At 63.9% G+C, this 12,060-nt stretch carries 10 protein-coding genes, 1 pseudogene and 1 riboswitch; of the genes and pseudogenes, 9 read left to right on the top strand and 2 right to left on the bottom strand.

The window, feature by feature from the left end; all coding sequences use genetic code 11:
- Positions 1 to 39: 39 nt before the first annotated feature.
- Positions 40 to 996 (bottom strand): D-erythronate dehydrogenase, encoded by a 957-nt coding sequence (gene denD, locus ACZ3GY_RS10365; protein ID WP_465909943.1) that lies wholly within the window; start codon positions 994 to 996, stop codon positions 40 to 42.
- 185 nt (positions 997 to 1,181) lie between these two features.
- Between denD and ACZ3GY_RS10360 the strand changes: the two genes are divergently transcribed.
- The 5 genes from ACZ3GY_RS10360 to otnI are packed head-to-tail and all read left to right on the top strand — an operon-like array spanning position 1,182 to position 5,524.
- Positions 1,182 to 1,898, top strand: coding sequence for a FadR/GntR family transcriptional regulator (locus ACZ3GY_RS10360; RefSeq protein WP_463564322.1), 717 nt, complete (start codon positions 1,182 to 1,184; stop codon positions 1,896 to 1,898).
- Between the two features lie 23 nt (positions 1,899 to 1,921).
- Positions 1,922 to 2,830, top strand: coding sequence for an L-threonate dehydrogenase (ltnD, locus tag ACZ3GY_RS10355; protein ID WP_465909942.1), 909 nt, complete (start codon positions 1,922 to 1,924; stop codon positions 2,828 to 2,830).
- 2 nt (positions 2,831 to 2,832) lie between these two features.
- The gene (gene otnK / locus ACZ3GY_RS10350; RefSeq protein ID WP_465909941.1) at positions 2,833 to 4,104 is read left to right on the top strand and encodes a 3-oxo-tetronate kinase; all 1,272 of its coding nucleotides are present in this window, start codon (positions 2,833 to 2,835) and stop codon (positions 4,102 to 4,104) included.
- The gene (gene otnC, locus ACZ3GY_RS10345; protein WP_070881757.1) at positions 4,101 to 4,742 is read left to right on the top strand and encodes a 3-oxo-tetronate 4-phosphate decarboxylase; all 642 of its coding nucleotides are present in this window, start codon (positions 4,101 to 4,103) and stop codon (positions 4,740 to 4,742) included. The genes otnK and otnC overlap by 4 nt, the downstream gene beginning before the upstream one ends.
- 5 nt (positions 4,743 to 4,747) lie before the next feature.
- Positions 4,748 to 5,524, top strand: coding sequence for a 2-oxo-tetronate isomerase (gene otnI / locus ACZ3GY_RS10340; RefSeq protein WP_465909940.1), 777 nt, complete (start codon positions 4,748 to 4,750; stop codon positions 5,522 to 5,524).
- Between the two features lie 37 nt (positions 5,525 to 5,561).
- Here the strand turns inward: otnI and ACZ3GY_RS10335 are convergent, their stop codons facing one another.
- Complete coding sequence (locus ACZ3GY_RS10335) at positions 5,562 to 6,605, bottom strand: LacI family DNA-binding transcriptional regulator (protein ID WP_465909939.1); 1,044 nt, start codon at positions 6,603 to 6,605, stop codon at positions 5,562 to 5,564.
- Between the two features lie 115 nt (positions 6,606 to 6,720).
- Positions 6,721 to 6,925: riboswitch (cobalamin riboswitch) on the top strand.
- 120 nt (positions 6,926 to 7,045) lie between these two features.
- Between ACZ3GY_RS10335 and ACZ3GY_RS10330 the strand changes: the two are divergent.
- The 4 genes and pseudogenes from ACZ3GY_RS10330 to ACZ3GY_RS10315 all read left to right on the top strand — a co-directional run bounded on the left by ACZ3GY_RS10330 (position 7,046) and on the right by ACZ3GY_RS10315 (position 11,991).
- A pseudogene (locus ACZ3GY_RS10330) lies at positions 7,046 to 9,177 on the top strand (TonB-dependent receptor).
- 50 nt (positions 9,178 to 9,227) lie between these two features.
- Complete coding sequence (locus tag ACZ3GY_RS10325; RefSeq protein WP_465909938.1) at positions 9,228 to 10,010, top strand: ABC transporter ATP-binding protein; 783 nt, start codon at positions 9,228 to 9,230, stop codon at positions 10,008 to 10,010.
- On the top strand, positions 10,007 to 10,969 hold the full coding sequence (locus tag ACZ3GY_RS10320) for an ABC transporter substrate-binding protein (RefSeq protein ID WP_465909937.1): 963 nt from the start codon (positions 10,007 to 10,009) through the stop codon (positions 10,967 to 10,969). Before ACZ3GY_RS10325 ends, ACZ3GY_RS10320 begins: the two co-directional genes overlap by 4 nt.
- Positions 10,969 to 11,991 (top strand): FecCD family ABC transporter permease, encoded by a 1,023-nt coding sequence (locus tag ACZ3GY_RS10315; RefSeq protein ID WP_465909936.1) that lies wholly within the window; start codon positions 10,969 to 10,971, stop codon positions 11,989 to 11,991. Before ACZ3GY_RS10320 ends, ACZ3GY_RS10315 begins: the two co-directional genes overlap by 1 nt.
- Positions 11,992 to 12,060 lie beyond the last annotated feature (69 nt).

The following is a 12,060-nucleotide window of genomic DNA, read 5'->3' as shown; positions in this document are numbered from 1 at the left end:
ATTAGCTGGAACAACGGCGCTGCTGGGGCGCCGTACTGGTTAGCGATGCATGTCGTGCTGATGAGCGTTGACGACGCTGTCGAAGTCCGCGTCGGCCGTGAAACCCAGTTGCAATGGCCGTTTGATATCGAAGTCGCCCGGCCAACTGCACACGATGCGCTGCACGCGTTCATCGGGCTCGAAGCTGACTCGTTGGCGAGCCGCGTCGCCGCCGACACGCGCCAGGCTGTCGAGCATCTCGCTGACCCGCACGCAGATGCCCGGCAGATTCAGGGTGCGACGCTGCCCGAGCAGCTCGCCGTCGAGCCGCGCTGCGTGGAGCAGGTTGTCGATCACGGTGCCGGGCGAGGACAGCCACAGGCGGGTATCGAGCGGAACCGGGCAGTTGCTTGGCTCGCCCGCCAGCGGTTCGCGCAGCATGCCGCTGGCGAACGACGAGGCGGCGGCGTTGGGCTTGCCGGGGCGTACGGAGATGGTCGGCAGCCGGCACACACGGCCGTCGACGAAGCCCTTGCGCGAGTAGTCGGTGATCAGCAGTTCTGCCATGGCCTTCTGCGCCCCGTAGGAGGACTGTGGCAATGGCGCAAGGGATTCAGGAACCTGCTCAGGGATAGGGCCGCCGAATACCGCCAGTGAACTGGCGAACACGAAGCGCGGCACCTGCTCCTGTTGCCGGCAAGCTTCGAGCAACGCTCGGGTTGCATCGAAGTTGATACGCAGACCTAGGTCGAAGTCCGCTTCTGCCTGACCGCTGACGACTGCGGCCAGGTGATAGACCACACGTGTATCGGAGCCGACCAGCGAGGCGATGAAGGTCGGGTCGCAAATATCGCCGATGTGTGAGGTGACACGTGGATCCTCAACCGGGCAGGGCGCCAGGTCGGCCGAGACGATATGGTCATTGGCTCCTAAAAGGTCGCTTGCGGTGGGGGCGAGCAACGCCTCGATCAGGCGGGCGCCGAGAAATCCGGCGCCACCAGTTACCAAAATATTCATGCATGAGGCTCCGCTTGGGAGAATATTCGGGGTGATAAGTGCGCCCCGTATTCTTGTTATTGATGAATCAGGTGACAGGTAGTTGTCATGTTGTATGATGAATTTAATGTCGATGCAACCGTTCGCGCCGTTCTTCTTCGTCATCAGTGATGGAAAACAGGCGTGGCGGTTGCCAGGAGATGCAAGTGGATAGGCTCAACGAAACCACCCCCAAGCTCGCCGAACGGCTGGCCAAGCGCCTGAGTACGGCGGTTCACGAAGGTCAGCTCGCCGCAGGTGCGCGGCTGCCCACCGAGCAGGCCTTGTGCGAGCAGTACGGGGTAAGCCGCACGGTGGTGCGCGAGGCCACCTCGATGCTCAAGCGCGAAGGCATGCTCGTCTCGCGCCAGGGCAGCGGTACCTTCGTCGTGGCTAACCCCTCGGTGGCGCTACGCATGCCGCAACCACAAGGCAATTTTGCGGCGGTGGTGGAAATCATCGAGCTGCGTAGTGCGCTGGAAATCAAAGCTGCCGAGCTAGCGGCTACACGCCGTAGCAGCGCCCAGTTGCGGGCGATGCGCAACGCACTGGCCGAGCTCGATGAAGCGGTCGAACGGGGCGAGGACGGTGTTCGCGAAGACCTCGCCTTTCACCGCTCCGTGGTCGCCGCCACCGGCAACCAGCACTTTCTCGAAACCATCGACTTTCTCCACCAGTTATTGCAGCAGGCCATCAGCGTGACCCGCCGCAACGAGGCGAAAAATGCGCAGTACATGCGCCAGGTCGACCATGAGCACCATGCGTTGCTCGATGCGATTGTCAGCGGTGACAGCGAGGCAGCCCGGCACGCGGCCTCGATGCATCTACGCAATGCCGAAACTCGCCTGCGCGAAGCGCAAAGCGAGGCAGACGCCGTCTTATAAAAATCACAAGAGGACTCATTCAGATGACAGCGATATCCAACATTGGCGTGATCGGCCTAGGTTCCATGGGCCTGGGTATGGCGCGCTCCCTGTTGCGCGCCGGCTTGCCGGTATGGGGTTACGACACCCGCGCAGAGGTCAGCCAGGCCTTCGCAGCAGAAGGTGGCAAACCCGTTGAGGCGTTGATTGAGAGTGCTGCGGCCAGTGACTTGCTGTTTATCGTGGTGGTCAACGCTAAACAAACCGAAGAGCTGTTGTTCGGCGAACAGGGCGTCGCTTCGCGATTGCGCCCGGGCACTGTGGTGATCGCCTGCGCGACGATTTCTGCGGCAGCGGCGAGGCGCATCGCCAAGCGCTTGGCCGAGCAGCAGATCCTGATGCTCGATGCACCCATCTCCGGTGGCTCGGTGCGCGCTGCGGCGGGGGAGTTGACCATCATGGCCTCTGGGCCTGCGGCTGCCTTCGAACGCTGTGAATCAGCGTTGGCGGCTGTTGCTGCCAAGGTCTACCGACTGGGCGACGAAGCCGGCCAGGGCTCGCAGATCAAACTGGTCAACCAGCTTCTGGCGGGCGTACACATCGCCGCCGCGGCCGAGGCCATGGCCTACGGCATTCGCCAGGGCTGCGATCCGCAGGCCTTGTATGAGGTGATCAGCCACAGCGCAGGTAATTCCTGGATGTTCGAAAACCGCGTGCCGCACCTGCTGGCGGGTGACTACCAGCCGCGTTCGGCGGTGGACATCTTCGTCAAGGATCTCGGTTTGGTGCTCGACAGCGCGCAGGAGGCCGTATTCCCGCTGCCCATGACCGCCAGCGCGCACCAGATGTTCAAGCAGGCCTCGGCTGCCGGGTTGGGCCGCGAAGATGATATTGCCGTGGCGAAGATCTTTCCCGGTATCCGCCTGCCCGCTGCCGCCAACGAGGAGATGTGAACATGCCCTTGATCGGATGCATCGCCGATGACTTCACGGGCGCGACCGACCTTGCCAGCATGCTGGTGCGTGGCGGCGCTCGTACCATACAGACCATCGGCATACCGGCTCGGCCGCTGGAATTAGCCGATGCTGACGCCCTGGTTGTGGCGCTCAAATCGCGCAACCTGGCGCCCGCCGAGGCCGTGCGCCAATCGCTAGCGGCGCTCGAGTGGCTGCGTGAGCAGGGTTGCCAGCAGTTCTACTTCAAATACTGTTCGACGTTCGATTCCACCGCCGAAGGCAACATTGGCCCGGTCAGTGATGCGCTGCTACAGGCCCTGGGCAGTGACTTCACCGTCGCCTGCCCGGCCTTTCCGGAGAATCGCCGCAGCGTATTCAACGGTTACTTGTTCGCCAACGACGTGCTGCTCAATGAGAGCGGCATGCAAGACCATCCGCTCACGCCCATGCACGATGCCAACCTGTTGCGCGTGCTGCAGCCGCAGACGTCTCACCTGGTTGGTTTGATCGACTACCGCACCCTGCGGGCCGGCGTCGACGCGACACGCCAGCGGATCGCCGCGTTGCGTGCCGAAGGCGTCGGCATCGCCATCTGTGATGCCACCGATAACCATGACTTGACTGTGTTGGGCGCCGCTTGTGCCGAGCTGCCGCTGGTAACCGCGGGCTCAGGCCTGGCGTTGGGGATGGCGCAGGATTGGCAAGCCAGAGGGTTGCTTAAGGCCAGTGGCGAAGCGAGCCAGCTGGAGCCGGGTTGGGGGCGCCAGGCGATTCTCAGTGGCAGTTGCTCGAGGGCGACCCTCGCGCAGATCGAGCAGGCCGCAGCGCTGTATCCGGCGTTTCGCATCGAGGCGGGTGAGCTGATGGCCCGTGGTGATGCGTTGGTCGCCGAGGCGCTGGCTTGGGCCGAGCAACAAAAGGGGCCGGTGCTGATTTACGCCAGCAGCCCGCCCGAGGAGGTGCGCCGCGTTCAGCAGCAGTTCGGTACCCAGCAGGTTGGCGAGCGTATCGAAGCGGCCCTTGCGGCGGTTGCGCGAGGGTTGGTCGAGCAGCAGGGCATCGGCCAGTTATTGGTGGCTGGCGGTGAAACCTCTGGCGCGGTAGTCGGGGCGCTGGGCATCGAAGGATTGCGCATCGGCGCGAGCATCGACCCGGGTGTGCCCTGGACTCAAACGCTCGGCCAATCCGGCAAGCCACTGGCGTTAGCGCTCAAGTCCGGTAACTTCGGCAGTGCCGATTTCATGATCAAGGCATGGGAGAGGCTGGCATGAGCAACGAAAGTGCATTGCGCGAGGAAATCGTCGAGATCGGCCGCTCGCTGTACCTGCGCGGACTGAGCCCCGGCTCATCAGGCAACATCAGCGTTCGCCTTGATGATGGTTGGCTCTTGACCCCGACCAATGCCTGCCTGGGGCGGCTGGACCCAGCCGATATCGCTAAACTCGACTGGCAGGGAAACCATCTGGCGGGCAAGCCGGCCTCCAAGGAGGCCTTTCTGCACCGTGCGGTGTACGAGGGTCGGGAGGACTCCGGCGCCATCGTGCACCTGCACTGCACCCATTCGGCGGCTGTCTCCTGCCTGGACTGCCTGGACACAACCTCTTGCCTGCCCCCGCTGACGCCCTATTTCGTGATGCGCGTTGGCCGCTTGCCACTGATCCCTTACCACCGCCCCGGTGACCCACAACTGGGTGAGGCGATTCGTGGCCTGGTGGGGCAACACAGCTCCGTGTTGCTCGCCAACCATGGGCCTGTCGTCTCGGGCAAGAGTCTGGAGGCGGCCACCTACGCCATCGAAGAGTTGGAAGAAACCGCCAAGCTCTACTTGCTGCTGCGCCAGCAGCCGGTACGCCCGCTCGACGATGAACAAATTGACGAACTGCGCCAGACCTTCGGCGCTCAATGGTGACTGCCATGCCACGATTTGCTGCCAACCTCAGCATGATGTTCAGCGATGCTCCCTTTCTTCAGCGATTCGGCCGCGCCGCGGCTGCCGGGTTCAAGGGCGTTGAATACCTGTTCCCCTATGATTTCACCCCGGCCGAGCTGGCCGAACGGCTGGCCGAGCATGGTTTGAGCCAGGTGTTGTTCAACCTGCCGCCGGGTGACTTCGCGGCGGGAGAGCGCGGCATTGCCGCCTTGCCGGGGCGCGAGGCGGAGTTCCGCGAGGGGGTCGATCGCGCCATCGAATATGCCCATGCGCTGGGCTGCCCGAAGCTGCATGCGATGGCCGGGTTGGTGAGCGAGGAGGGCATGCGCCCGCGGATGCGCGAGGTCTACCTGGAAAACCTGCGCTATGCCGCTCGCCGCCTGGCCGAGCACCGACTGACACTGCTGATCGAGCCGATCAATAGCCGCTCGATACCCGGTTATTTCATCAATTATCAGGCAGAGGGCCACGCCATTCTCGCCGAGCTGGGCGAGCCAAATCTGAAGGTGCAGATGGATTTTTTTCATGCGCAGATCATGGAGGGCGATCTTACGGCGTGCTTCAAACGCTTTCAGGCTGGGGTCGGGCATATACAGATTGCCGGCGTACCGGATCGCCACGAGCCGGACACCGGCGAGGTGAACTATCCGCAGCTATTCGCCCTGCTCGACGAACTTGGCTATGACGGCTGGATTGGTTGTGAATACAACCCGAGAGGCCTCACTGAAGATGGACTAGGTTGGTTTGCTCCCTGGCGTTGAAGCGTGCGTGGGTTTTCGCTGTTAAGTGCAAAACAGGCTATGCGCTCTGCCGTTCGATGATCCTGAAACCGGTATCGATGCGCACTTTCACTGGCTCTTCGTGGGGATGATCGAGGCGTTGCACCAGCGCGCGCGCCGCTTGTATGCCGATGTCCGCGCCGTTGATGCACACGGTGGACAGGGCCGGGTGCAGGTGCGCGGCGCTGCTCAGGTCGCCAAAGCCCATCACCGCCAGATCCTGCGGCACGCGAATGCCCAGTTCGGTGGCTTCTTCCAGCACGCCGTGGGCCAGGGTGTCGGAACTGCACACCAGTACATTCGGGCGCTCGCGACCTGCTAACAGACGCTGCAGGCCCTCACGGCCGAGGTTCACCGTTGCCGGTGGCGGCAACACCACGCGCGGCACCTCGGTAATCCCCTGGCTCGCCAGTTCGCTGATCAGGCTTTCGCAGCGTCGGTGGCCGCGTGGGTCATCCAGGGTCACCACGGCGAAGCGCCGATAGCCCTTGCCCATCAGGTAGCGCGCGGTGGCCACGCCGACCGCTTCGTGGGAAAAGCCCACCAACATGTCCAGCGGCCGCGGCGCGAGATCCCAGGACTCGACGATCGGAATGCCCGAGCGCGACAGGCGCGTGCGGCTGGCTTTGGTGTGTAGGGTGCCGGTCAGTACGATGCCATCGGGGCGCCGCCGCAAGATGGCGTCGAGTAGCTGCTCTTCGCGTTCGGCGCTGTAGTTGGTCAGGCCGATCAGCGTCTCGTGGCCGGCTTCGGTGAGGGTGTCGATCAGCGCCTGCACCGTGTCCGAGAAGATCGAATTGGCAATCGTCGGCACCAGCAGGGAAATCAGCCGGCTGCGCTGCTCGGCCACGCCGGTGAGCATGGCCGGCACGTAGCCGGTCTTGTGCACGGCACGAAAGACCTTTTCGCGCAGTTCCGGGCGGACGATCTCCGGCTGGTTGAGCGTGCGCGACACGGTGATCGGCGAAACGCCTGCGACCTTGGCCACATCCGCCAGCGTCGGCGGCTTGCCTGGGGCGGTAGAGGAGCGCCTGCCGGTCGCTCGTTCATCGTCTCGCTGCATCCTGTGTTTCCTGGCCAATCCGAGGTCGGGCGATGTTATCCCAGCCGGCGATGCCATGGTGCATGGATCGAGGCCGCTGCATGGCGATGATTGACGGCTCGACGCTTCGATGGTCAGATGCGCGCCAGTTTCAGGTGTCCCATGCCGCCGTGCATGGGGTGAAACGGGAAGCCGGTTCGTCATGAACATGATCAGTCCGGCGCTGCCCCCGCAACGGTATGCGAGCGAAGCATTCGATTAACCACTGTGCCATGGCATGGGAAGGTGAATGCTTCATGACCCTCGTGAGCCCGGAGACCGGCCCGAAACTTCTGTTTGGCAAACCCGCGGTGGGCGGGCGCAGGCCGGTTTCCGTGGGCTTCGTGCGCCTGCGATTCCCTATGCGTTGTTCCCTCCGGGATTCATTCATTCCTGTTTCGAGTGGAACGACATGTCCCGATATTCCCTGTTCGATGCCCTGTCGGGCAAATCCCTGCGTGTTGGGCTGTTGCCCTGTGCGCTGCTGTTCGCCTTGCCGGCTCAGGCCGCCGAGTCGAACGCTTCCATAGCCTTGCCCTCGACGGCGATCACCGGCACGGCCGATGAGTCGTCGCCGCCTGATCTGCATACGCTGGCAACGACCGGCTCGCGCCTGAATCTGACGCCACTGGAAACGCCCGCCAGCGTCAGCAGCATTGGCGCCGAGCAGATCCTGAAGCGCAACAACACCACCGTCCAGGAGGCCGTCACCCGCTCACCTGGCATCACCTTCATGGGCACGCCCGGCAATGGCGGCACCGCGTTGTCCGCCCGGGGTTTTACCGGGCACAGCTCGACCATGCAGCTGTATGACGGCACCCGTCTTTATGTCGGCGCCGGCACCGTGACCTTTCCGGTCGATACCTGGTCGGTGGAGCGTATCGACATCCTCCGTGGCCCGGCGTCGGTGCTGTACGGCGAAGGGGCGACGGGCGCGGTGATCAACGTGGTGCCGAAGAAGCCTTTCGAGGGCGAGATCCGCAATCGCGTGCGTCTGGGTTACGGCTCCGATGATCGTCAACAGATGGCACTCGATAGCGGCGGCTCCCTGAACGACCGCCTGAGCTACCGTTTCAATCTCAATCAGCAGGCCAGCAATGGCTGGGTCGACCGTGGTGATTCCGAGAGCCTGGCCATCAGTGCTGCATTGCGCTGGGAGGCGACCGACGACCTGAGCTTCACCCTCAGCCACGATTACGGTAATCAGGAGCCGCAGCAGTATTTCGGCACGCCGTTGGTGGATGGTCACTACCGCGAAAGCCTGCGCGAGCGTAACTACAACGTCGAGAACGCCACGCTGCAGTACAACGACCAGTCGACCCGCTTGGTGACCGACTGGACGATCAGCGACAACCTGAGTGCCAGCAACCAGCTGTACTACCTCAAGACCCAGCGGCGCTGGCGCAACGCTGAAACCTACACCTGGCAGCCGGGTGATTTAGTCGAGCGTAGCGATTTCATCAGCATCAAGCACACCCAGGAACAGATCGGCGACCGCCAGACGTTCACCCTGCAGCATTCGCTGTTCGGCCTCGACAGCCGCACCGTGGTTGGCGTGGACTACAACTCCATCCGTTTCGTGCGCAAGCATGATTTCGGCAATACCCTCAGCGACAGCGTGCCACTTGGCCAGTCCGGTGGTGGTAGCTACATCAGCAATGACCCGTATCGCGCTCGCGAAGCCAATCAGGCGCGTCAGTTCTCGTTGTTCGCCGAGAACCGCACGCAGCTCACCGAGCAACTGGCACTGGTCACCGGTGTGCGCCGTGACCAGGTACACCTGAATCGTGATGATCTGCTGGCCGGCACCCGCAGCGACCGTAGCCTGACCGGCAACAACTGGCGCGCCGGCCTGGTGTTCGCGCTGACCGATGACTTGTCGCTGTACGGTCAGTACGCCACCAGCACCGAAGGCGTCGGCAACCTGCTGACTCTCAGTGCGGGCCAGCAGCAGTGGGATCTGAGCACCGCCAAGCAAACCGAAGTGGGCATCAAACAGCAGTTTTTCGATAACCGTGGCGAGTGGACGCTGGCCGCCTATCACATCGTCAAGAACAAGCTGCTCAGTACCGACCCGGCCAACCCGACCGTCCAGCAGCAGGTTGGTCAGCAATCCTCGGATGGTATCGAGGCGACCCTCGAGCTGCGCCTGCCCTATGCCGCGCAGCTGTCTGCCAACGCGGCACTGGTGCGCGCCGAGTACGACGAGTTCGTCAGCGGTGGCGACGATTTCCAGGGCAATCGCCCCACCAACGTGCCGCGTCGCTCCGCCAACCTGTGGTTGAGCAAGGACTTTGCCGAGCGTTTCAGCGTCGGTGCCGGCGCCCGTTACGTGGACAGCCGCTACGCCGACAACGCCAACAGCGTCAGGGTACCGAGTTACACCGTGGTGGACGCCAACTTCGACTGGCATCTGCAGAAGGATCTGACCCTCGGCCTGCAGTTGAACAACCTGTTCGACCGTCAGTACGCCACCACCACGAGCAACAATGGCCAGCAGTGGTACCTGGGCGAGCCACGCTCGTTCTTCGTCAGCGCTGACTACAGCTTCTAAACGCCGGCGCACCGGGTAGTTTGCCGGTGCGCCACAAGTAGGAGTCGGGCATGTCGAGGCTAAGCATCGAAAAGCTGTCATGGGCCGTTGAAAGTCGGCGCACTGCGCCACGCTGGTTGTTGCAGGACATCGATCTGCATATCGGTGAAGGCGAGTTTGTCGGCCTTATCGGCCCCAACGGCAGCGGCAAGACCAGCCTGTTGCGCTGCGCCTATCGTTCCAGCGAGCCGGCGAGCGGCAGCTTGCATCTCGACGGCGAGAACCTCTGGCGGCAGACCCCGCGCTGGAGTGCGCAGCGCATCGCCGTGGTGCTGCAGGAGTTTCCCCAGGAGTTCGGCCTCAGCGTCGCCGATGTGGTCGCCATGGGGCGCACGCCGCACCAGGGGTTGTTCGCCGGCGACAGCGCCGAGGACGCCGAACTGGTGGCCCAGGCTCTGCAGCATGTCGGCCTGACTGCGCAGGCGGGTCAGGCGTTCGCCAACCTTTCCGGCGGCGAGAAACAACGGGTGTTGCTGGCCCGGGCGCTGGTGCAGCAACCCGGTCTGCTGATTCTAGACGAGCCGACCAACCACCTCGACCCGCGCTACCAGCTGGAGTTGTTGCGGCACCTGCGCAGCCTCGGCCTGAGTACCCTGGCCAGCTTTCACGACCTGAACCTGGCGGCGGCTTTCTGCGACCGCCTCTATGTCATGGCTGCCGGCCGCCTGGTCGCCAGCGGCACACCCACCGAGGTGCTGAGCGCCGAGCTGTTGCAGCGCGTATTCGGTGTGCAGGCGCTGGTCGACAGCCATCCGCTGCATGCCTACCCACGGATCACCTGGATTACCCAATGAAGACCTTTAGATACTTTTGCAGTCTGTCGCTGGCGCTGCTCGCGCTGCCGGCAGTTGCCAGCGACTATCCACTCACGGTACGTAGCTGTGACCGTGACGTGACTTTCGAGCAGGCGCCGCAGCGCGTGGTCAGCCACGACATCAACATGACCAGCATGCTGGTCACCCTCGGCCTGCGCGATCGCATGGTCGGCTATACCGGCATCAGCGGCTGGAAAACCCTGGATCCGGCCTTCAAGGACTCACTCGGCGATGTACCCGAACTGGCCAGCCGCTATCCCTCCGTGGAAACCTTGCTGGAGGCCGACGCGGATCTGTTCTTCGCCGGCTGGAACTACGGCATGCGGGTCGGTGGCGCGGTCACCCCGACGACCCTGCAGCCCTTCGGAATCGCCGTCTATGAACTCAGTGAGTCCTGTTCCTGGGTGATGAAACAGCAGGGCGCCAGCCTCGATGACCTGTACCGCGACCTGCTCAACCTTGGGCGGATCTTCGCGGTGCAGCCACGGGCCGAGGCACTGGTCGGGCAACTGCGCGAGCGCATCGAGGCCGTGCGCAACACTGTCAAACAAACCGGCAGCGCGCCGCGGGTGTTTCTCTACGACAGCGGCGAAGACCGTCCGACCACCTCGGGGCGCATGGGCATGCCCCAGGCATTGATCGAAACGGCAGGCGGGCACAACGTGATGGACGATGTCACGGCCAGCTGGATCCAAGTGAACTGGGAGAGCGTGGTGGAGCGCGACCCCGAGGTGATCGTGATTGTCGACTACGGCCCGCGTTCCTGGCAGCAGAAGCGTGATTTTCTGCTCGGCAATCCGGCACTGCAGGCGGTGACGGCGATCCGCGAGCAGCGTTTCGTGGTGCTGTCCTACCTGGAGGTCACGCCGTCGGTAGAGAACGCCACGGCCATCGAGAAGCTCGCCGCCGGCCTGCATCCGCAGTCGGGGAGCCGCTGATGCCGATCCGCAGCGCAGCGGCCTATCGGGCGCTGATCATCGGCCTGTGCGTCGTCCTCGCATTCTCTTGTGTGATGGCGCTGGGCTTCGGCCCGGCAGCGGTGCCGTTGGCCACTGTCTGGGGGATCCTCGGCAAGCAGCTGGGCCTGGAGCTGGGCGCCGAATGGAGCCGCAGCCAGGAGCCCATCGTCTGGCTGATTCGGGCGCCGCGGGTATTGCTCGGCGCGCTGGTCGGCGCCGGGCTGGCCCTCGTTGGCACCGCGCTGCAGGCGGTGACCCGCAACCCGCTGGCCGACCCGCATCTGCTCGGTGTCAGTTCTGGCGCAGCGCTCGGCGCGGTGCTGGTGGTGCTGTATCTGGGCGAGTTCCTCGGGGTGTTCAGCCTGCCGCTGGCTGCCTTTATCGGCGCTGCTGGGAGCATGCTGCTGGTCTTGGCGGTGGCACGGCGCAGTGGTCGGCTGGAAAGCGACCGGCTGCTGCTGGCCGGCGTGGCGGTGTCGTTCGTGCTGATGGCGCTGGTCAACCTGCTGCTGTACACCGGCGATCACCACGCGGCGGCTTCGGTGGTGTTCTGGATGCTCGGCGGTCTGGGCGCAGCGCGCTGGGACGTGATCTGGTTGCCGGCGGTCTGCGTGGCCACCGGTTTCGTGGCGTTGCTGGTGCTGTCGCGCGGGCTGAATGCATTGATGAGCGGCGAGCAGACCGCGGTGAGCCTGGGCTTCAGTGGCAAGCGGCTGCGCCTGCAGGTGTTCGTCTGCACCTCGCTGCTGACCGGCGTGCTGGTGTCGCTGTCCGGCGCCATCGGTTTCGTCGGCCTCATGGTGCCGCACGTGGCCCGCGCGTTGGTCGGCGCTGAGCATCGTCGGCTGATTCCGGTCAGCGGCTTGCTGGGCGCGTTATTCCTGGTCTGGGTGGACGTTGCCGCACGCACGCTGATCGCGCCGGAAGACCTGCCCATCGGCATCGCCACGGCGGCGTTGGGCGGGCTGTTCTTTATCGCGCTGCTCAAGCGGCGCCAATAGCGGCTTGAGCAGCGTCGGCCGGCATGGTGTTCGCGGGTTCTTGGGGCGGAACGACTGCTGGCCACTCAT

Source organism: Pseudomonas sp. PME37.24/006 (assembly GCF_055556635.1).
This window is presented reverse-complemented; position numbering and strand designations above follow the sequence as displayed.